Consider the following 19,215-nt stretch of genomic DNA (forward strand, 5'->3'; position numbering starts at 1 on the left):
GCTTAGTCGATACCTGCAGCAACGGGACGTTCGTTGAACTGCATACGGTGCAGCGCTGAGTAGTGCCCCTCCAGCGCCATCAACTCCGTGTGCGAACCGCGTTCGATAATCCGGCCCTTGTCCATCACGGCGATCTGGTTTGCATGCTCGATGGTGGAAAGACGATGCGCAATGACCAGCGTCGTGCGATCGCGCATCAGACGTTGCAAGGCCTGCTGGATCAGGCGCTCGGATTCGGTGTCGAGCGCACTGGTCGCTTCGTCCAGCACCAGGATCGGCGCGTTCTTGAGAATGGCACGCGCAATCGCAATACGTTGCCGCTGACCGCCCGAGAGCATGTTGCCACCCTCGCCGATCTGGCTGTGGATGCCCTTGGGCAGCCTCTCGATAAACTCCATCGCATTGGCCGCTTCGGCGGCAACGATGATGTCCTGCTCGCTGGCTCCCGCCAACTCGCCGTAGGCGATGTTTTCCGCGACAGTGCCGTCGAACAGCACGACGCTCTGCCCCACCCAGGCGATCTGCCTGCGCAGCGAAGGCAGCGTGTAGGACTCGTAGTTCACGCCATCCACCAGGATGCGGCCGCTGGTCGGCTCGTTGAACCGTGGCAGGAGACTGACCAGGCTGCTCTTGCCGCTGCCCGAACGCCCCACCAGCGCCGTGACCGTACCCGGCGCGCAGTGCAGGCTCACGCCGGACAACGCCTCGAAATCCCCGCGCGGATACACCAGGCGAACGTCCTCGAAGCGCAAGTCCCCGGGAGTACGCTCCAGCACCTGCGTGCCGTGATCGACTTCCGCCGGGGTATCGATCAGCTCGAACAAGCTCTCGGCGGCGGAGATGCCCGTTTGAATGATGGACTGCACATTGGCCAAGCGTTTCAGCGAAGGCAACATCGCACCCATCGCCGTGAGCACGGCGACGAACACGCCCGGCGTGATGCTGTTGATGATGAAAGGACGCGAACCGAGGAAGATCAGTCCAGCCAGCGCGAACGACGCAACGGTCTGGACTGCGGAGCTCGACGTCGCGCTGGTCGCGGCAATCTTGAGGTTGAGGTAGCGCGCCCGATCCGATACTTCCTTGAAACGCGTGTCGGCCTGTTGCTGGCCGCCGTAAATGCGCACTTCGCGATGGGCCTCCACCGCTTCCTGCACCGTCCCCGTGACCGAACCCATCATGTTCTGGATACGGCGACTGATGACGCGATAGCGGCGACTGACCAGCGCTGCGATAAGCACAATGGGAGGAATCAACACGATCAACGCCAGCGTCAGGTAAGCACTGTTGTGCAGCATGACGATGAACATGCCGATCACCATCGCGCCTTCGGTCACCGCTACCTTCAAGGCATCGGTGGAGGCACCGGCGATTTGTTCGCTTGTATAGGTGATGCGCGAGATCTGGTGACCGGAATGCTCGTTGCCGAAAAAGGCGGCTGGCAGGCGCAAATACGCGGCGAACACGTCGCGCTGCATGGACTGCACGACGTTGCGTCCGATGTACGAAATACCGTAGTTGCCGAAGAAGGCCGCCACGCCACGCACGAGAAAGATCCCGATGATCCAGATCGGCATCCAGAAGATGAGATACGGATCTTTCTTGGCGAACAGCTCGTCGATGATCGGCTGCAGCTTGTTGGTGAAGAACGCCAGACAGCCGCTATCCACCGACATGCCGACGATCGCGATGATCGCCACGGGCCAGTAGCGTACCGAGTAGCCAAGCAATCGCTTGTAGACGCGTCGGCTGTCGGCATCCCAAAGCGGGACTTTCTTGCCGCTCATTTGCCTGCTTCCGACTGCGTCGGTGTCGTGGCGATGGACAGATGGGTGAAGCCGAGCTGGCCGAGCGCGTCCATGGCGGTGACGACGTTCTGATGCGCCGTCATGGCGTCCGCGCGGATGGTGACGGTTTGAGTGCGGTCATCACCGGCGACGCGCGCGATGGTGTCCTTGAGAGGCTCCACGCCCTCGCCTGTCACTTCGTCGCTTCCCACGTAAAAGTGGCCGTCGCGATCCACCATGATGGTGATCGCGGGCGGCTGCATGTCGCGGTCTTCCGCGCTGGCCTGCGGCAACTCCACCTTCAGGCGCGAGTGCTCCACGAAGGTGGTCGTGAGCACGAAGAACATCAGCAGAGTCAGCAGCACGTCGATCAACGACACCACGTTGATCTCGAAATCGTCGCTGCGACGTTCGTTACCGATACGCATAGATCAGACCGGCGCCTTGCCGCCTGCCGCGGCCACCGATGCACGACGCGGACGCGGCGTGGCGGCGGTTGCGGACAAGGTCAGGTCGTCCAGCAGCAACGTCGCTTGCTTTTCCATATCCACGCAGTAACCGGCAACTTTCGAACGAAAGTAACGATGCAGCACGTAAGCGGGAATGGCGACGGTCAGGCCTGCCGCGGTACAGATCAGCGCCTCGCCGATGCCGCCGGCCATCTTGGTCGGGTCGGCCATGCCGCCCACCATCACCTGCATGAACATACGGATCAGGCCGATGACGGTACCGAACAGGCCGAGCAGCGGACCGATCAACGCAATCGTTCCCAGGGTGTTGAGATAACGCTCCATGCGATGCACCACATGGCGGCCGGTATCTTCGATGCGTTCCTTGATGAGATCGCGCGGACGGTCGCGCACGGCTAGCGCAGCGGCCAGCAATTCGCCCAGCGGCGAACCGGTGGCGAGCTTTTCCAGGTGAGCAGGATCGAGCTGATCGGAGCGCGCCCATTCGCGCACTTCCTGGGCAAGTCCGGGCGGGAGTACCGATTTGCGCCGCAAGGTCCAGCAGCGTTCCAGCACGATCGCCAGCGCCACCGCCGAGCAGATCAGGATGGGCGCCATCGCCCAACCGCCAGCCATCAAAATCTGACCCAAATCACCCACAACAAACTCCCGGCCGTGCCGTCTGCGTGAAGCAGGCATCATAGCAGCGTCGTCATGGCATACCGTGCGGGGCGTGGCATTTCATTCCCGCCAGTAATGCCGCTCCTGCCAGCGCCAGCGTACCGCTACATAGGCAGCCTTATCCGCAGGAAAATCAATCTGAACGGCTCCGTCCAAGGCGGTATTAAAGACCGGCACGCCGGCCGCCGCGTAACGCTGCAAGACCTCCGGGCGCGGGTGACCAAAGCGGTTCAGCCAGCCTGCTGACGCGATAGCGAGTTCCGGCTTTATGGCCGCAATAAATGCGGGGCTGGACGACGTGGCACTGCCATGGTGAGGCATCTGCAGCACCGGCGCCGGTCCCGATCCCAGGGCCGCTGCGACGCGCGGTTCGATGTCCGAGGCGATGTCCCCGGTCAGAAGCATGCGGCCGCCCACGCCTTCGATCAGCAGGACGCAGGAGCGGTCGTTATCCGAAGTTGCCTGCCCCGTTTCATCGGGATTGAGGACTCGAAAGTGCACGCCGTCCCACGTCCACTGCTGACCGGTCGCGCATTGCGTCATCGGCAAGTGCATGCGCTCGGGCTCACCGGCGTAACGGGCCGCCTCCGGAAATGCAGCCGCCACCGCCGGAGCGCCACCTGCGTGATCGTTATCCGCATGGCTGATCATCAACGTATCCAGATGATCGATCCCCAACGCATGCAGGGATGGAATCACCACTGCGCTGCCGAGATCGAATTCCGACGGATAGCGTGCGCCGGCGTCGTAGACCAGGGCGTGATCGTGGGTCCGCACCACCACGGAAAGCCCCTGCCCCACATCCAGCACCCATACCTGAAACGCGCCATCGGCGGGTACCTGCCGCATCGGATATACCAGCGGCAAAAACAACAGTGCACCGAAGATTCGCAAAGGCACACCGGCAGGCATGAACAACCACAGCGCGCCCACCGTTGCGAGTGCGAGCGCCCACGGCTGCACGGCTGGCAAATACCAGTGCGCGCCCGGCCATGTAGCCGTCTGCTCCAGCAACCACCATTGCGCATGCGATAGCTTTCCCGCCAGCTGAAGCACCGGCAGCGCCAATGGCGGGCAAATCATCAGCAGCAACACTCCTATCAATGCGCAGGGCACGATCATGAAACTGATGAACGGCACGGCGACGAGATTGGACACCGCGCCCACCAGCGATGCCTCGCCGAAGAACCACTGCGTCATGGGCAGCAAGGCGACGGTCATGACGAGTTGCCCTGCCGTCAGCTCGCGCAGGAACGCGCGGATACCGTGGCCCCTGGTTTCCAGGCAAAGAATCAGAAACCCCACACCCACGAACGACATCCAGAATCCCGCTTCCAGCACGGCCAGAGGGTCGACGATCACGATTGCCATGAGCGCAAGCGCCAAGGCATGTCCCGCACCCGACGCGCGCCTGAAGCAGCGAGTCATCGCCACCGCGGCGATCATCAGGACCGTGCGAACGGTCGGCATGCCGAATCCGGCAAGCGCGGCGTAAAAAGAAGCCCACGCCAAAGCGGCTATTGCTTGCGCTTGCACGCGCGGGAAGCGTAATGCGAGCGATGGAAACAACCCATACATCGCATAACAAAGCCATGCACCGAATACGGCCACAACACCGACGTGGAAGCCTGAAATGGCGATCAAATGGGAGACACCGTTGGCGCGCGCGACATCCCAGTCGTGTTGTTCCAGTCCCCGCGTATCGCCCACCGTGAAGGCACGCAGCAGCGCGGCATCGTGCGCATCCGATACGTGAGTCCGGATATCGTCGGCCAGCGAGGCACGCAGGCGGTCGATGCAGAACCGCGTGACGGATTTTCGCTGGTTGGATGGGTCGTCGCGCACGTAACCCACTGCCACTATTCCATGTGCCAGGGCGCTTCGTTCGCCATCCGTGCCACCCGGGTCAATCAGCCCGCGCGGCCTTCGCAGATGCAGCACCATTTGCCAGCGTGAACAAGGTTCAAGATCTGCTGCCGATCCGTTGTACCAGCTGATATGCGCCAAACCATGCCAAGGCAGGGTCTGCCCCTGATACGCCACCTGTTCGATTTGGAACTCAAAGCTGGTCGCATCGGCCCTGGTCTGCGCCAAACCTTCGACGCGACCGATCACGCTGAAATCCTGTCCTTCCCAGGCGCGTGGCAGACGCGCATCCATCGCTGCACTGCCTCGCCACGCACCCCACGCAACACCCAGCACTACGATCGCCAGCAAGCGCGTGCGAGGAAAGCGCCACGCCAGCACAGCCCCACACACGACAAGCGCCGCCATGGCCATCCGCGACGGCAACGAGGGCAACCATTGCACTATGGCCACGCCGGCAAGCAACGCGAACGCTGCCGCCATTGCACCCGGCCATTTGCCTTCCTGCAGCATGCGTGCGCCGCTCCGTGTTTCCATCCATGAACACTAGCGTTCGGCTTGCGGCTTTTCGTGTAGGCAGAAGGCGTCGTGTCGCACCCGGCAACACGGGTCAAGCGTGAAAGCAGACCTTACGTGGATCGATTCAGCGTGCGGTCCAAACCGATCCGAAGGTTTCAGGGCTTTTCGCGCAGCTCGCCGTTGTGCAGCTCGAGCGTGCGATCCATGCGCGCAGCCAAATGGTTATCGTGCGTCACAAGGATGAAACTGGTGCCGATTTCACGATTCAGCTCGAGCATCAGCTCATAAACCTGCTCAGCATTGACCTCATCGAGATTGCCGGTGGGCTCATCGCCCAGCACGCACGACGGACGCGTCACCAAGGCACGCGCCACCGCACAACGCTGGCGCTCGCCACCGGAAAGTTCGGCCGGCTTGTGCTCCAGCCGCTGTCCAAGCCCTACGCGCTCGAGCAGCGCCTTCGCCTGCTTCTGCGCGTCGCCGATCCTCGTGCCGCGAATCAGCAACGGCATGCAGACATTCTCGAGTGCCGTGAATTCAGGCAGCAGATGATGGAACTGATAGATGAAGCCCAGCGAACGATTACGCACGCGTCCACGATCGGCATCGGAAAGCTTGGAGAGCATCTGCCCTTCCACCTCCACCTCGCCCGCAGTAAGCGTATCGAGACCGCCGATGATATGCAGGAGCGTGCTCTTGCCCGAGCCGGACGCGCCCACGATCGCCAGCGTTTCGCCGCGTTTCAGCGTGAAATTGACGTTGGTGAGCACCGTGGTGCGCAGATCGCCTTCCTCATAGGTCTTGGCGATATGGCTGGCGCGCAGCACGATGTCGGAAGAAGCACTTGTCATGGGCTTACTCATAGCGCAATGCCTGCGCCGGCTGGGTACGCGATGCACGCCACGCGGGATACAGCGTGGCCAGCAGGGAGAAGGCAAAGGTGGTCAGCGCCACCCAGGTCACGTCGTGCCAGTCGAGTTTGCTGGGCACTTCGCTGATGTAATAGACGTCCGGCGAAAGGAAGACCACGCCCGTGACGTGTTCGATCCACTTCACGATGCCCGGCAACTGCCACGACAGCAGCGATCCGAGGGTGACGCCGAACCCGATACCGACAAACCCCACCAGCACGCCCTGCACCATGAACATCCCCATGATGCTGCGCGGCGTGGAACCCAGCGTACGCAGAATGGCGATATCCGCCTGCTTGTCGGTCACCAGCATCATCAGCATCGAAATCAGATTGATGACCGCGACCAGAATGATCAGCGAGAGGATGATGAACATCACCTTCTTCTCCATCGAGATCGCGGAGAAGAAATTCGCGTGGCTGTCCATCCAGGTCGTCACTTCGTAAACCTGCCCCAGGGTATTGGCCAGTTCGCGCGCCACGGGGCCTGCGTTGTAGAGATCGTCGAGTTTCAGGCGAATGCCCGTAGGACCATTGATGCTCTTGAGTTTCTCGGCATCGCTCATACTGATCAAACCGAGCCCTGAGTCGAACTCCTCCATGCCCATCTCGAAAATGCCGCTCACCTTGAAGCCACGGATGCGCGGCACGGCGCCCATGGGCGTTGCGCGCAGTTCCGGAACCACCATCGTGACGCGATCGCCGACATTCACGCCGAGCTGAATCGCCAGGTCCTTGCCGAGCACGATGTTCCAGCTATCGGGTGTCAGCGAATCGAACGACCCGGCAATCATGTGCTTGTTGATGTCCGATACGTTCGGCTCCTGCGCCGGATCGATGCCACGCACAAGAGCGCCAGTGGAACGCTGTGCCTGCATGAACGACTGGATTTCGACATAAGGCGCGGCGCCCCGCACGTGGGGATTGGCCTGCACGACCTTCATGGCGTAGGGCCAGTTCTGAACGCTTTCGCCGGGGAGTCCCGCCACTGTGGCATCGGAGATCGCGCCGAGAATGCGCGAGCGCAGCTGGTAATCGAAGCCGTTCATCACCGACATCACCGTGATCAACGCCATCACGCTGATCGTGATGCAGACGATGGAAACGCTGGAGATGAAGGAGATGAACTGGTTGCGCCGTTTGGCGCGGGTGTAGCGCAGGCCGATGAAAAGCTCGAGCGGTCGGAACATGGAGGGTTCGCTTATGGGATTCGGGTGACAGGCCGCCCGGGTGCCTTGATATCGTGGAACCACTTGGACCATGCCGCGCGCGCAGAGTGCCCGAAGCGGCGTCGGGCGGCAACCGCGGACTTCAGGGGGCCTCGCCCTGATCGGCCGGCAGCACTGCCAACCGCATGCGCAGGCGCCTGCGGATATCCGCATCCGAGTTGTCGGGCATCAACCAGAGCGTAAGCTTGCCGTGACGCCGGCTTGCCATCCGGAGCAAGACCGAGGTCCGCACGATCTTGTGCGAGAGCAGCGTGGCCGGCTCGTCCGTACCATCCAAGCCATGCAGGCTCCAGCCGCCCTGGCCGCTCCAGCCGACGGCAACGACTGGCAGATGCAGCCGCCGCAGCGTATTGGCACACGCTGCCACGACGCCAAGCGAGACGCCGATTTGGAGCAGTCCGGGAAGACCGGACAACACAACTGCCAGCAGCGTCAGCGCGGCCGCCGCGATGAGCAAGCGCTGCGCCCAGCGCGAGTAGCGATACTCAAAGCCGATGGCGGGCGCGGATGTCATCGATGATCGTCTGCCAATCCGCACGCGGAGCCTTGCCGTGGCCCATCACCCAGTCCCAGAGATCCGGGTCCTGCACGTCGAGCAGCTCTTCGAAAGCCTGCTTCAGGGCTTCATCTGCATTGGGAAAGGAAGACTCCAACCAGCCGCCAAACAGCGAGTCGAGTTCGCGAGTACCGCGACGTGTTCGCCAGCGCAGGCGTTTGATGCGGGCGGCGTCCATAAATTCCCAGAGGCTACTCTTGCCTTGTCGTCATCCCGGCACAGGCCGGGATGACGTGTTCGCTTACGCCGAGCGACGCTCCACGATCAGCTTCTTGATCTCCGCAATCGCCTTGGCCGGGTTCAGACCCTTCGGGCAGGTGCGGGCGCAATTCATGATGGTGTGGCAGCGATAGAGCTTGAACGGATCTTCCAGGTCGTCCAGGCGCGCACCGGTGTCTTCGTCGCGCGAATCAACGATCCAGCGATACGCCTGCAGCAGGATGGCCGGACCGAGGTAACGGTCGCCGTTCCACCAGTAGCTCGGGCAACTGGTCGAGCAGCAGGCGCACAGGATGCACTCGTACAAACCGTCGAGCTTCTTGCGATCTTCCGGCGACTGCAGGCGCTCGCGATCGGGTGCGGCGCTCTGCGTGCGCAGCCACGGCTTGATCGACGCGAACTGTGCGTAGAAGTGCGTGAGATCGGGCACGAGATCCTTCACCACCGGCATGTGCGGCAGCGGGTAGATCTTGACGTCGCCCGACGGGCAATCCTCGATGGCCTTGGTGCAGGCCAGCGTGTTGGTGCCGTCGATATTCATCGCGCACGAACCGCAGATGCCTTCACGGCACGAACGGCGCAGCGTGAGCGTGGGGTCGATCTCGTTTTTGATCTTCAGCAGCGCGTCCAGAACCATCGGGCCGCACGCGGCCAGATCGACTTCGTAGGTGTCGATGCGTGGATTCTGGCCATCATCCGGCGACCAGCGATAGATGCGGAACGTACGCGATTTCTTCGCGTCCTTCGCCGGATAGTGCTTGCCCGGCTGGATCTTGGAATTCTTGGGTAGCGTGAACTCGGCCACGATTGCCTCTCCAGTCGGTAATGCTTAGTAAACGCGCTTCTTCGGCGGCACAACCTCAACATCGCTGGTGAGGGTATACATGTGCACCGGACGGAAGTCGAAGCTGCTCTTGCCGTTTTCGTCGATGTTGACGAGGGTGTGCTTCATCCACTCGTGATCGTCGCGATCGGGGAAATCTTCGCGGGCGTGCGCGCCGCGGCTTTCCTTGCGCTGCTCGGCCGAGTGCATGGTTGCCACGGCCTGCGACAGCAGGTTGGAAAGCTCAAGCGTTTCGATCAAATCGGAGTTCCACACCAGCGAACGGTCGCTGACTTTGACGTCCTTGAAGGAGTCGTAGACGGCCGAGATCTTCTTGCTGCCTTCGTCGAGCGTTTCGCCCGTGCGGAACACGGCGGCATCCTTCTGCATCGTACGCTGCATTTCGCCACGGATCTTCGCCGTGGGCGTGCCGCCATTGGCGTTGCGCAGACCGTCGAAGCGACCGAGCGCCTTGTCCAGCACGCTTGCGGGAAGGTCTTTGTGCGCGGCGCCCGGTTTGATGATTTCGGCGCAACGATGCGACACCGCGCGACCGAACACCACCAGGTCGAGCAGCGAATTGGAGCCCAGACGATTGGCACCATGCACGGACACGCATGCCGCCTCGCCGATGGCGAAGAGGCCCGGCACGACGGAATCGACGTCGTTGCCCTTCTTCTGCACCACTTCGCCGTGATAGTTGGTCGGAATGCCACCCATGTTGTAGTGCACGGTGGGCAGCACCGGGATCGGTTCCTTGGTCACGTCCACGCCGGCAAAAATGCGTGCGGACTCGGCAATGCCCGGCAGGCGCTCGTGAATCACTTCGGCGCCCAGATGCATCAGATTCAGATGCACGTGATCCTTCTGCTCGCCCACGCCGCGGCCTTCGCGCACTTCCAGCGTAATGGCGCGACTGACGACGTCGCGCGAGGCAAGATCCTTGGCGCTGGGCGCGTAGCGCTCCATGAAGCGCTCGCCGTTGGAGTTGGTCAGATAACCACCCTCGCCGCGCACGCCTTCGGTAATCAGCACGCCGGCACCGTAAATACCGGTGGGATGGAACTGCACGAACTCCATGTCCTGCAGCGCAAGACCAGCGCGCAACACCATGCCGCCGCCGTCGCCCGTGCAGGTATGCGCGGACGTAGCGCTGAAATAAGCGCGACCGTAACCGCCGGTTGCCAGCACCACTGCCTGACCGCGGAAGAAATGCAGCGTGCCTTCATTCATGTCGAGCGCAAGCACGCCACGGCAAACGCCTTCCTCATCGAAGATCAGATCGATCACGAAGTATTCGATGAAGAATGTTGCGTCGTGCGCCAGCGCCTGCTGATAAAGCGTGTGCAGAATCGCGTGACCAGTACGGTCGGCCGCCGCGCAGGTGCGCTGGGCGGTGCCCTTGCCGTAATGGGTGGTCATGCCGCCGAACGGGCGCTGGTAGATGCGGCCATCGTCCGTGCGCGAGAAAGGCACGCCGTAGTGTTCCAGCTCGTAAATTGCCGGAATGGCTTCGCGACACATGTATTCGATCGCGTCCTGGTCGCCCAGCCAGTCCGAGCCCTTGATCGTGTCGTAGAAGTGGAAGCGCCAGTCGTCCTCGCCCATGTTGCCGAGCGCGGCGGCAACGCCACCCTGCGCCGCCACCGTATGCGAGCGGGTCGGGAACACCTTGGTGATGCATGCGGCCTTGAGGCCCTTCTCGGCAAGACCGAAGGTGGCGCGCAGGCCTGCGCCACCGGCGCCGACCACGATCACGTCATATTTGTGTTGTTGAATTTTGTAGGCTTCCATCGGCCTCAGGCTCCCAATGCGATGCGCAGCACAGCCAGCGCGCCAGCCAGCGCACCCAGCACCGCGAGGAACTTAATCGCCACCATCAGGAAAACTTCTTTCCAGCGGGTGTGCACGTAATCTTCGATCACCACTTGCAGGCCGAGCACGGCATGCCACAGTGAAGTGATCAGGAATGCAACAAGCAGAACGGCATTCCAAGGCTTGGCCATGGTGGCGCGAGCGGTTGCGTAATCGGCATGCTGCAGACCCAGCACCGTGATCACGAGCCACAGGCCCAGCAGCACCAGGCCCACGGCGGTGACGCGCTGCGTCCACCAATGCGACACGCCAAACTGGGCCGAACCAAGTCCGCGCGCACGCTTGAGCGGGTTGCGCAAATCCTTCGCATTCGTGCTCATGCGGCACCTCCGGCGGTCAACACATAGACCCAGACCAGCAGCGTCAACACCATGCTGATGATCACCGACAGCCAGCTCGAACGAACAAATTGGGAAATGGCGTAGCCGGCGCCGGCGTCCTGCACCAAGTGACGTACGCCATTGCACAGGTGATAGAAGAACGCCCAGCTCCAGCCGATCATCACGATCATGCCGAGCGGACTGCCCATGCAGACCTTGAACTGGTTGAAGGCGTCTTCGCCAGCAGCGAGGGAAAGCATGCCCCACACGATGAGCAACGTGCCGACGGCAAGTACGATGCCGGTGGCGCGATGCAGGATGGAGGTCACCATCTGCACTTGCCACTTATATATCTGCAGGTGGGGTGAAAGCGGTCGTTGCGTGTCTGCCATGGCGGCTATCCTGGGGTGGAATCGCTAATGCCCGCACCGCCACCTGACCCCCTGCTCCATCGCCGCATCCACGGCACGGATAGCGCAGCGGATTAGAAGTCGATGCAGCGTCCGTTCTTTTCCCAATCGCCGTAGCGCGTGGGATCCGGCGCCGATCGCCCGGCCGGTTCCTTCTCTTGCAAGGGCGAAGCAGGCGTAACGGCACGCTCCGTCGGTGCGGGTTCGGGACTGGTTGCGGGTTTGGAGGATGTGTCGGGCATGGTTCGTATCGCTAAAAGCGTAATACTTGCGGCATAGCGGCACAACCAGTTGACGGGCGGCATCAAGCTTTGCATGGCTCCGCCCGCTGCCTTGCAGCACACCTTCACCGCCCCCATCACTACGCGCATGCCCATATCCCCTACCGCCCAAGCAGTCTTGCTCGAAGGCCAGGACGCCATCGCTTTCGCGCAGTCCCAATTCACCAGCCAGGTCACCGCCCTGCCCAACGGCCAGTGGCAGTTCAGTAGCTGGCTCGATGCACAGGGCCGCGTGCGCGTGCTGTTTCATCTGGCGCGACTTGACGACCAGCGACTGCTCCTTGTCTTGCGCGGCGGTGACGCAACGACTTTTGCAGAAGCGTTGCGCCGCTTCGTATTTCGTTCGCGCGTAAAAGTCGTCATTGCCGATGCATGGACACTTGGCAATGCACCGGCAATGCCCATGCATATTGTTGACGCAAACAGTGACGTCATACGTCTCGGTTGTGGCACGCACACTTTGCAATTAAGCGCGAATGCTGGCGACAACGATTCGTGGCGCATCGCTCAATTGCACGCAGGATGGCCATGGCTTCCCGACGATGCACTAAATGAATTTATTCCGCCCGCGTTGTCGCTGCATCGACTCGGCGCGATTGCACTCGACAAGGGTTGCTATCCAGGCCAGGAAATCGTGGCGCGATTGCATTATCGCGGCGGGAACAAACGCCACTTGCATCGAGTCCAACTGTCCACATCTGTTTCAGATGGCACAGCGTTGCTCCGCAATGATCGTGAATTCGTGCGATTGCTCGATGTCATAGCGCACGCGGAACGCGTTGAAGCATTGGCTGTGATCGCTGACGACGTTGCAAGCAACATCTCGCAAGACATGGAAAACGTTAGTGATGATGGCATCGAAGTGAAGCTTCTCGACAGTTGGCAAAGTTGATGCATGCGCGATTCACAACGTGAGTGAAATGTGAATCAAACTGAACAGGCACTTGCAAAGTCAGAAAAGCCCCACTAGATTCCGCCAAACTTTTTTCGGCACCCACCAGCCCGCAGGGTGCCGTGATACGCGACGAACCGGAGGGGTCCGGATCGGCGCGACCCGGCAGAAATAGTTGCCGGAGGACAATTCGCCGTATGCGCGAACACGCTGCACGCATGGGCCTTTAGCCCGCAGCGTAATTGCCAAATCAATGCCGATCAGCACCGGACATGCTGGTCGATTCCGCCACGTTTTCGTGGCCAACCGTTCGCGCCACAAGTTTCGGCGCGTGCGATAGATCCAGGTGGAACGGCCTGCCCGCCCGTCCACCGCAACTGCGTCAAAAGCATGCATGTGGTGCTCTGACGTGACTGCAAGTTGGAGGCAGATATGAAACTTTCCATGTTGTTGTGGCTGATGTCCGTGTTGCCCCAACCGCTCGCAGACCAGACTTGTCTGGCGACCACCGTCTATCTGGAGGCACGCAGCCAGTCGACGATCGGTCAGATGGCCGTGGCAGAAGTTGCCATGCGTCGACGCGAACGCGGTCAGTGGGGCGGCACGGTATGCGATGTGGTGAAATCGCCGCATCAATTTGCATTATCCACAACGCCACAGTCCCAGGACATCGACAATCTCAAGGCCTTCCAGAAGGCGTGGGATATCGCAGGCAAGTCGATCGTCAACTGGGATCTTCCCGTCGACGAGCGTCGCTTCTTCGTTCCGCATGCGGATCACTTCGCCACGGCATCCGTCGCGCCCGTGTGGTCGCACAATCGCAGCGCCGTAACGATCGGCGATCACAAGTTCTATTCGGTCAACTGATACGCAGCAGCAGCCCAATAAAAAGGCCCTCGAAAGAGGGCCTTTTTCATATAGACGTCTAGACGTCCATATGTCAGCGCGGATACACCAGGTTGTTGTTGATCACGACATAGTCGCCGGGGCGAACGCCTGGATTGGGAATCTGCGTAACGGTCGCGTACTGGCCGTTGTCGAGACGCACGACGATCTGCCACGCAGGCACCGTGCCGCCCGGCTGGCTGTTGGCCGCCCCCACCTGATTGCCCACGACGCCGCCAACCACCGCGCCGCCGACGATAGCTGCCGTATTGCCCCGGCCGTGACCGATCGTGCTGCCCAACAGACCGCCAGCCACGGCGCCGATCACGGTGCCGACGCCGCTGTTATTGGTGCCCTGCTGCTGGATGTACACCTGCTGGATCTGCTGCACCACGCCGCAGCTCTGGCAGCCGCGATAGCCGTAGGTCGTCTGCCCCTGATAAGCCGGTTGCGTCTGACATCCGGAAAGCGCCGCCACGCCCACCAAGAGCGCTGCCACCACACCGAACTTGCTTGACTTCATATTCACGACGACCTCCTTGATGTAACGATCACTGCGCATCCGAGACTGCTACGACGCCACCCTGCTGCACCATGACCTGGTTGCCCGGGTCGTGGTCCATGCGGGTCGTGCGCGTGACGCCGTTGAACACATACGTCACGTCATAAGCCACGATATTACCGCCGGGATTCGCAACGGTAGTGCAATGGTGAACTACCTCGGCCTTAACGTTTTTATCCTGCTCGTGCGCCTCGATGCGATTGCCCGCATAGCCGCCGCCGGCCGCGCCGGCGACCGTCGCGATGGTATTTCCCTTGCCGCTGCCGATCATGTGGCCCAGCAGGCCGCCTGCCACGGCGCCAATGACCGTGCCCGCGATCCGATGCTGATCCTTCGGCGGCACCTTCTTGTATACCGTTTCGTCATGACAGACCTGCTGCGGCGCGCCGGCATCCCGAACGGGCGTTACGCTCACCACCTGCGCGTATTGCGCGCCGCCCACACCGGTCTGCGGCTGACCGGGCTGCCCGGCAACCTGGGCCGCTTCTGGCGCGCTGCTTGTAGCCGCCACACCCGCGTTATCGACGTCCGTGCCCGCTTGCTTGCTGCAGGCTGTCAAACCGAGTGCAAACGTTGTCGCCAGACTCATGCACAATGCTTTGACTATCAACTTGCTCATTTCAGACTCTCCTGGACCATTAACAGCCGCAACGTACGCTGCGCCCCTCGAAATATATTGCGCACGCGCATTGAAACGCCGCGACGCTGAATAGCACCTAGACTGATTTCAAAACTGTCGATTCCACCTCACCCCGCCGCGACGGGGCCCATGCTTCGGGATGGCATCTGCCAGAAGGACCGCCCCATACCCATGCCAAGACTCGCCGACAGCCACGTACACCTCGACGATGCGCGCTTCGCCCCGGACCGCGAGGCCGCGATCGAACGCGCGCATCGCGCAGGCCTGGAGCTGCTGGTCGTTCCCGGCACCACCGCCGCCAGCTGGCCGCACATTCACGCCCTGTGCTCACCGGGAAGCGGCCTGTTCCCCGGCTACGGCCTGCACCCGATGTTCATGCGCGAGCATCGCGACGACGACCTGCACGCGCTCCCCCACTGGCTGGAAAACCATCGTCCCGTTGCGGTGGGCGAAATCGGACTCGACTTCCATCAGGAAGGACAGGACACCCAACGGCAGCGCGACTACTTCGAGCGCCAGCTGCGCCTCGCCCGCGAATTCGACTTGCCCGTGATTCTGCACGCGCGCGCAGCGATGGATGAGGTGACCACGACATTGCGTCGAACAGGCGGCCTGCGCGGTGTCGTGCACAGTTTCTCGGGAAGCGAGGAACAGGCCAGGCAACTGTGGAAAATCGGCTTTCACATCGGCATCGGCGGTCCGGTGACTTACGAGCGCGCGCAACGCTTGCGCCGAATCGTCGCCAGCATGCCGATCCAATACCTGCTACTGGAAAGCGATGCCCCGGATCAGCCAGGCGCCGCGCATCGTGGCGAACGCAACGAACCTTCCTATCTTCCCGACGTCCTGACATGCGTCGCCGCGCTGCGAAACGAAGATCCAGAGCAGATCGCCGAAGCCACCACGGCCAACGTGCGACGACTGTTCAATATCTGAGCACCCCTCCCGACTGAACGAGGCACTTGCAGGGCATCGCAGTTGTGTTGCACCATTTATTTCATCAGTGAAATATGCACCGATGAAATGTCATTACTCGAAAAGCTAAAAAGGCTGGACGAAGGCATCGCCCGCGTTCGCCAGGCCATTCCCGAAGTGCCGGAAGACGCAGCGCTCTGTCGCGTCCTGTTGCTCGTGGGCGAGCGCCTGAAGGAACAGTTCGAAAGCAGGCTTAAGCCGTTCAAGCTCAACGACAGCGAGTTCCGCACTTTGATGATGCTGTTCTCCAGGCCCGACGGAAGCTCCACGCCGGGTGAGTTATGCGAATTCACCTCGCAAGGCGCGACAAACATGACCCGCATCGCCGATGCGCTGACCAAGCGCGGCCTGATCACGCGCGGTCCCAGTGCTGAAGATCGGCGCCGCGTGGTGGTGCGCATTACGGCGGCGGGCCGGCGCTTCGTGCAAAAGATGCTGCCGGCCATGATTCCCGCCGTGGAGCGGACTTTCGTGGGCTTCACCGATACCGACCGCCGCCATTTGAGCCGCTTGCTGCGCAAGCTCGCCGACAACATTAGCCAATTCGAAAACGAAGCGGGTGATCCCCCATGAACCTCGCTCCATCCCACGCATCCATGCGCCTCCGCCCTCTCGCGCTGGTGATGCTGCTGACCGCTGGCGTCGCCGGTTGCGGCTTTATTCCCAAGAAAGTGCAGCATCCGGCACTGCGCGATGATGTGCCGCTCGCAGGCCTGCAAGTTCCAACGCGCGCTGGCTGGCCCGCTGCCGAATGGTGGCGCGTCTACAATGATCCGCAACTGGACAATCTGATTGACCTGGCGATGAAGCAATCGCCCGATCTGGCGCAAGCCCACTCGCGTGTGCAGACCGCCGAACAATCCGTGAAAGTGGCAGCGGCGCAGGCTGGCTTGACGATCAATGGCAACGCTCAGGTCACGCGCCAGCGCATGAGCGACCACGGCCTGTTCCCGCCTTCGTTGCTTGGTTTCAACTGGTACGACCAGGCGGATCTCGGCATCCAGGCCGAATACGACTTCGACTGGTGGGGCAAGAAACGCGCATCGATCGAAGCCGCACTCGATCAAGCCCACGCGGCGGAAGCCCAACGCAGCGCTGCAGCACTGACCATTCAGAACGCTGTCGCCGACACCTACTTCGGTTGGCTTGCCGATGAAGCCCGGTTTCGCCTGGCGCGGCAATCCGTCGACATCCAGCAGCGCCTGCTGCAAATCGCCCAGTTGCGTGTGAAACAAGGCGTGGATCTGCCCGACACCGTCCAGCAGGCACGCGAGCAACTCGCGAGCGCGCAGCAGATGCAAGTCACCTTGCAGGGTTCGATCGAGCTTCGCAAAGTCGCGTTGGCTGCCTTGGTGAACGTATCGCCCGCCGATCTTCCCAAATTGCAACCTCACGCCCTACCAAGAATCGAGGGCGCGTTGCCGGATGACGCGCGTCTGGATCTGATCGCACGCCGTCCCGATATCGCCGCGAGCCGCTGGCAGGTCGAATCGGCGCTGAAGCAAACCGATGTCGCACGCGCCGAGTACTTCCCGGATGTCAGCATCAACGCGATGGCCGGACTCTCGAGCACGAACCAGGGCTCGCCGCACATTCCAGGTTTGTCGAAGGGCAGCTCAGGCGACCTTGGAAACCTGTTCGACTGGGGCAGTCGCGTTTTCGGCATCACGCCCGCGGTGCACCTTCCCATTTTCGAAGGCGGCCGACTGAAGGCGAATTACGGTGCGAGCCGCGCGGAGCTAGATGCCTCCATCGCGCAGTACAACGTCGCCGTGCGCGATGCCGCGCGCGACGTGGCGACGCAAGCGGTCACGGCGCAGCAGATCGCCGAACGCCGCAAGAAGCAGGACGTCGAAGTGCGCGCCAGCGACATGCTCGTGACCACCGCGCAAGCCCGCGCGCAACAAGGCACGAAGGACGCGCGCGAAAGCCTTTCAGCCGAAGCGCAGCTTCTTCAGCAGCGCGATCAGGCCATCAGCCTGCACGCCCAGGCGCTGAGCACGGATCTCGCGCTGATCAAGGCACTGGGTGGCGGTTACCGCTCCGACGCCGACAACAACACGCCGCCACCGGCAATCTCTTCCTCCCCCACTGCTTCCATTTCGAATTCCGACGGAGCCCCACGACCATGAGCGCCTCTGAGTCCGCCATCGCCAAGGACGCCAACGATAGCGGCCTGGCCGCGAAGAATCCCGCCAAACGCAGTCGTGCGCTGCTGATCGTGGGCGGCATTTTCGCGCTTGCCGCGCTGGCATGGTTCCTGTTGTGGCTCTTCGTTTTGTCCACACGCGAAACCACCGATAACGCCTATGTCGGCGGCTATCAGGTCGCGCTGTCCTCCCAGGTGGCCGGCACCGTCACGGCGATCATGACCGACGACACGCAGCGCGTCGAAGCCGGACAGGTGCTGGTGAAGCTGGACGGCACCGATGCGGATGTACGCCTGCGCCAGACCAGCAGCGCGCTCGCGCAGGCCGTGCGCGAAGTACGCCAGCAGACCGAGACGGTCACTGGCGCCGATGCGACTGTCGCCGCGCGCGAAGTCGATCTTCGCAAGGCACAAGCCGATCTCAAGCGTCATCTGCCGCTGGTCGCCGCACAGGCCGAATCGCCCGAAGTCGTCCAGCACATGCGCGACAGCGTGGCGCAGGCGCAGGCCGCACTGGATCAGGCCAAGGCGCAGGCCAAGGCATCGCGCGCCGCCGTGGAAGGCACGGATATCGCCAACAATCCTTCCGTGCTGCAGGCTCGCGCGAATTTCCGCGCCGCGTGGGTGGCGGCGCAACGCAACACCATCGTCGCGCCGGTTTCCGGTTACGTCGCGCAGCGCAGCGTGCAGTTGGGCAGCAGCATCGTGCCGGGCCAGCAACTGTTGACCATCGTCCCGCTGCACGATTTGTGGGTCGATGCGAACTTCAAGGAAAACCAGTTGCGCCATATCCGCATCGGTCAGCCGGTGAAGATCAGCACCGATATCTACGGCGGTAGCGCGGAATATCACGGCAAAGTCATTGGCCTGGGCGCCGGCACCGGCAGCGTGTTCTCCTTGTTGCCCGCTCAGAACGCCACCGGCAACTGGATCAAGGTCGTGCAGCGCGTGCCTGTGCGCATTGCGCTGGATAACGACGAGCTCGACAAGCATCCGCTGCGCATTGGCCTGTCCGCCGACGTGACCGTGGACATCACCAACGACAAGGGACCGCTGCTCGCAAGCGCGCCGCAACAACCTCCAGCGGAAACCGCGGTGTACGACAAGGTGGCCAGCCAGGCCGACGCGGAAGCGGAAAAGATCATCCGCGCGAACCTCGGCAGCTCTGCCGACACCTCGAACTGATG

General features: G+C 62.0%; 21 protein-coding genes. 6 read left to right on the forward strand and 15 right to left on the reverse strand.

Features of this window, described 5'->3' with window-relative positions; all coding sequences use genetic code 11:
- Positions 1 to 2 precede the first annotated feature (2 nt).
- From msbA to DWU99_RS04760, 13 genes are all read right to left on the reverse strand, one after another.
- Entirely contained in the window at positions 3 to 1,787 is a 1,785-nt protein-coding gene (gene msbA / locus DWU99_RS04700; protein ID WP_115476808.1) for a lipid A export permease/ATP-binding protein MsbA, read from the reverse strand.
- Positions 1,784 to 2,215: an ExbD/TolR family protein gene (locus tag DWU99_RS04705; protein ID WP_115476809.1), complete on the reverse strand. Its 432-nt coding sequence runs from the start codon at positions 2,213 to 2,215 to the stop codon at positions 1,784 to 1,786. Before DWU99_RS04705 ends, msbA begins: the two co-directional genes overlap by 4 nt.
- A 3-nt stretch (positions 2,216 to 2,218) precedes the next feature.
- Positions 2,219 to 2,887 (reverse strand): MotA/TolQ/ExbB proton channel family protein, encoded by a 669-nt coding sequence (locus tag DWU99_RS04710; RefSeq protein ID WP_199535715.1) that lies wholly within the window; start codon positions 2,885 to 2,887, stop codon positions 2,219 to 2,221.
- Positions 2,888 to 2,977: 90 nt separating this feature from the next.
- Complete coding sequence (locus DWU99_RS04715) at positions 2,978 to 5,296, reverse strand: DNA internalization-related competence protein ComEC/Rec2 (protein ID WP_115476810.1); 2,319 nt, start codon at positions 5,294 to 5,296, stop codon at positions 2,978 to 2,980.
- A gap of 161 nt (positions 5,297 to 5,457) precedes the next feature.
- Positions 5,458 to 6,153: a lipoprotein-releasing ABC transporter ATP-binding protein LolD gene (gene lolD, locus DWU99_RS04720; RefSeq protein ID WP_233510868.1), complete on the reverse strand. Its 696-nt coding sequence runs from the start codon at positions 6,151 to 6,153 to the stop codon at positions 5,458 to 5,460.
- 4 nt (positions 6,154 to 6,157) lie between these two features.
- Positions 6,158 to 7,402 carry a lipoprotein-releasing ABC transporter permease subunit gene (locus DWU99_RS04725; protein ID WP_115476812.1) on the reverse strand — a complete coding sequence of 415 codons (1,245 nt, stop codon included), beginning with the start codon at positions 7,400 to 7,402 and terminating at the stop codon, positions 6,158 to 6,160.
- Between the two features lie 121 nt (positions 7,403 to 7,523).
- Positions 7,524 to 7,955, reverse strand: coding sequence for a hypothetical protein (locus DWU99_RS04730; protein ID WP_115476813.1), 432 nt, complete (start codon positions 7,953 to 7,955; stop codon positions 7,524 to 7,526).
- Positions 7,927 to 8,175: an FAD assembly factor SdhE gene (locus DWU99_RS04735; RefSeq protein WP_115476814.1), complete on the reverse strand. Its 249-nt coding sequence runs from the start codon at positions 8,173 to 8,175 to the stop codon at positions 7,927 to 7,929. The genes DWU99_RS04730 and DWU99_RS04735 overlap by 29 nt, the downstream gene beginning before the upstream one ends.
- 63 nt (positions 8,176 to 8,238) lie before the next feature.
- The gene (locus DWU99_RS04740; RefSeq protein WP_115476815.1) at positions 8,239 to 9,021 is read right to left on the reverse strand and encodes a succinate dehydrogenase iron-sulfur subunit; all 783 of its coding nucleotides are present in this window, start codon (positions 9,019 to 9,021) and stop codon (positions 8,239 to 8,241) included.
- Between the two features lie 24 nt (positions 9,022 to 9,045).
- Complete coding sequence (gene sdhA, locus DWU99_RS04745) at positions 9,046 to 10,833, reverse strand: succinate dehydrogenase flavoprotein subunit (RefSeq protein ID WP_115476816.1); 1,788 nt, start codon at positions 10,831 to 10,833, stop codon at positions 9,046 to 9,048.
- A 5-nt stretch (positions 10,834 to 10,838) separates the two neighbouring features.
- Positions 10,839 to 11,234 carry a succinate dehydrogenase, hydrophobic membrane anchor protein gene (sdhD, locus tag DWU99_RS04750; RefSeq protein ID WP_115476817.1) on the reverse strand — a complete coding sequence of 132 codons (396 nt, stop codon included), beginning with the start codon at positions 11,232 to 11,234 and terminating at the stop codon, positions 10,839 to 10,841.
- The gene (sdhC, locus tag DWU99_RS04755) at positions 11,231 to 11,626 is read right to left on the reverse strand and encodes a succinate dehydrogenase, cytochrome b556 subunit (protein WP_115476818.1); all 396 of its coding nucleotides are present in this window, start codon (positions 11,624 to 11,626) and stop codon (positions 11,231 to 11,233) included. The genes sdhD and sdhC overlap by 4 nt, the downstream gene beginning before the upstream one ends.
- 92 nt (positions 11,627 to 11,718) lie before the next feature.
- Positions 11,719 to 11,886, reverse strand: a complete 168-nt coding sequence (locus DWU99_RS04760; protein ID WP_115476819.1) for a DUF1674 domain-containing protein — start codon at positions 11,884 to 11,886, stop codon at positions 11,719 to 11,721.
- A gap of 91 nt (positions 11,887 to 11,977) precedes the next feature.
- Here DWU99_RS04760 and ygfZ point away from each other — a divergent pair, with 91 nt between their 5' ends.
- Both ygfZ and DWU99_RS04770 read left to right on the forward strand, forming a co-directional pair.
- On the forward strand, positions 11,978 to 12,817 hold the full coding sequence (gene ygfZ / locus DWU99_RS04765; RefSeq protein ID WP_233510870.1) for a CAF17-like 4Fe-4S cluster assembly/insertion protein YgfZ: 840 nt from the start codon (positions 11,978 to 11,980) through the stop codon (positions 12,815 to 12,817).
- Positions 12,818 to 13,249: 432 nt separating this feature from the next.
- Positions 13,250 to 13,684 (forward strand): cell wall hydrolase, encoded by a 435-nt coding sequence (locus tag DWU99_RS04770; RefSeq protein ID WP_233510872.1) that lies wholly within the window; start codon positions 13,250 to 13,252, stop codon positions 13,682 to 13,684.
- Positions 13,685 to 13,757: 73 nt separating this feature from the next.
- Here the strand turns inward: DWU99_RS04770 and DWU99_RS04775 are convergent, their stop codons facing one another.
- Together DWU99_RS04775 and DWU99_RS04780 are read right to left on the reverse strand one after the other, a co-directional pair.
- Complete coding sequence (locus DWU99_RS04775; protein ID WP_325048459.1) at positions 13,758 to 14,225, reverse strand: glycine zipper 2TM domain-containing protein; 468 nt, start codon at positions 14,223 to 14,225, stop codon at positions 13,758 to 13,760.
- 28 nt (positions 14,226 to 14,253) lie between these two features.
- A complete protein-coding gene (locus DWU99_RS04780) occupies positions 14,254 to 14,883 on the reverse strand; it encodes a glycine zipper 2TM domain-containing protein (RefSeq protein ID WP_115476820.1) in 630 nt (209 codons plus the stop codon).
- Positions 14,884 to 15,075: 192 nt separating this feature from the next.
- Here DWU99_RS04780 and DWU99_RS04785 point away from each other — a divergent pair, with 192 nt between their 5' ends.
- The 4 genes from DWU99_RS04785 (at position 15,076) to DWU99_RS04800 (ending at position 19,213) form a co-directional block, all read left to right on the forward strand.
- Positions 15,076 to 15,840 (forward strand): TatD family hydrolase, encoded by a 765-nt coding sequence (locus DWU99_RS04785; RefSeq protein WP_115476821.1) that lies wholly within the window; start codon positions 15,076 to 15,078, stop codon positions 15,838 to 15,840.
- An 87-nt stretch (positions 15,841 to 15,927) separates the two neighbouring features.
- The gene (locus DWU99_RS04790; protein ID WP_115476822.1) at positions 15,928 to 16,452 is read left to right on the forward strand and encodes a MarR family winged helix-turn-helix transcriptional regulator; all 525 of its coding nucleotides are present in this window, start codon (positions 15,928 to 15,930) and stop codon (positions 16,450 to 16,452) included.
- Entirely contained in the window at positions 16,449 to 18,011 is a 1,563-nt protein-coding gene (locus DWU99_RS04795) for an efflux transporter outer membrane subunit (RefSeq protein ID WP_115476823.1), read from the forward strand. The genes DWU99_RS04790 and DWU99_RS04795 overlap by 4 nt, the downstream gene beginning before the upstream one ends.
- On the forward strand, positions 18,008 to 19,213 hold the full coding sequence (locus DWU99_RS04800) for an HlyD/EmrA/EmrK family protein (RefSeq protein ID WP_115476824.1): 1,206 nt from the start codon (positions 18,008 to 18,010) through the stop codon (positions 19,211 to 19,213). Before DWU99_RS04795 ends, DWU99_RS04800 begins: the two co-directional genes overlap by 4 nt.
- Positions 19,214 to 19,215 lie beyond the last annotated feature (2 nt).

The sequence above is a fragment of the Dyella psychrodurans genome (assembly GCF_003363265.1).
Lineage (GTDB): Bacteria > Pseudomonadota > Gammaproteobacteria > Xanthomonadales > Rhodanobacteraceae > Dyella_B > Dyella_B psychrodurans.

What these genes read in the sequence shown, in the direction of transcription:
- msbA (WP_115476808.1), bottom strand. Translation starts at nt 1,787, where the DNA reads ATGAGCGGCAAGAAAGTCCCGCTTTGGGATGCCGACAGCCGACGCGTC.
- DWU99_RS04705 (WP_115476809.1), bottom strand. Translation starts at nt 2,215, where the DNA reads ATGCGTATCGGTAACGAACGTCGCAGCGACGATTTCGAGATCAACGTG.
- DWU99_RS04715 (WP_115476810.1), bottom strand. Translation starts at nt 5,296, where the DNA reads ATGCTGCAGGAAGGCAAATGGCCGGGTGCAATGGCGGCAGCGTTCGCG.
- lolD (WP_233510868.1), bottom strand. Translation starts at nt 6,153, where the DNA reads ATGACAAGTGCTTCTTCCGACATCGTGCTGCGCGCCAGCCATATCGCC.
- DWU99_RS04725 (WP_115476812.1), bottom strand. Translation starts at nt 7,402, where the DNA reads ATGTTCCGACCGCTCGAGCTTTTCATCGGCCTGCGCTACACCCGCGCC.
- DWU99_RS04730 (WP_115476813.1), bottom strand. Translation starts at nt 7,955, where the DNA reads ATGACATCCGCGCCCGCCATCGGCTTTGAGTATCGCTACTCGCGCTGG.
- DWU99_RS04735 (WP_115476814.1), bottom strand. Translation starts at nt 8,175, where the DNA reads ATGGACGCCGCCCGCATCAAACGCCTGCGCTGGCGAACACGTCGCGGT.
- sdhA (WP_115476816.1), bottom strand. Translation starts at nt 10,833, where the DNA reads ATGGAAGCCTACAAAATTCAACAACACAAATATGACGTGATCGTGGTC.
- sdhD (WP_115476817.1), bottom strand. Translation starts at nt 11,234, where the DNA reads ATGAGCACGAATGCGAAGGATTTGCGCAACCCGCTCAAGCGTGCGCGC.
- sdhC (WP_115476818.1), bottom strand. Translation starts at nt 11,626, where the DNA reads ATGGCAGACACGCAACGACCGCTTTCACCCCACCTGCAGATATATAAG.
- DWU99_RS04760 (WP_115476819.1), bottom strand. Translation starts at nt 11,886, where the DNA reads ATGCCCGACACATCCTCCAAACCCGCAACCAGTCCCGAACCCGCACCG.
- DWU99_RS04770 (WP_233510872.1), top strand. Translation starts at nt 13,250, where the DNA reads ATGAAACTTTCCATGTTGTTGTGGCTGATGTCCGTGTTGCCCCAACCG.
- DWU99_RS04775 (WP_325048459.1), bottom strand. Translation starts at nt 14,225, where the DNA reads ATGAAGTCAAGCAAGTTCGGTGTGGTGGCAGCGCTCTTGGTGGGCGTG.
- DWU99_RS04780 (WP_115476820.1), bottom strand. Translation starts at nt 14,883, where the DNA reads ATGAGCAAGTTGATAGTCAAAGCATTGTGCATGAGTCTGGCGACAACG.
- DWU99_RS04785 (WP_115476821.1), top strand. Translation starts at nt 15,076, where the DNA reads ATGCCAAGACTCGCCGACAGCCACGTACACCTCGACGATGCGCGCTTC.
- DWU99_RS04790 (WP_115476822.1), top strand. Translation starts at nt 15,928, where the DNA reads ATGTCATTACTCGAAAAGCTAAAAAGGCTGGACGAAGGCATCGCCCGC.
- DWU99_RS04795 (WP_115476823.1), top strand. Translation starts at nt 16,449, where the DNA reads ATGAACCTCGCTCCATCCCACGCATCCATGCGCCTCCGCCCTCTCGCG.
- DWU99_RS04800 (WP_115476824.1), top strand. Translation starts at nt 18,008, where the DNA reads ATGAGCGCCTCTGAGTCCGCCATCGCCAAGGACGCCAACGATAGCGGC.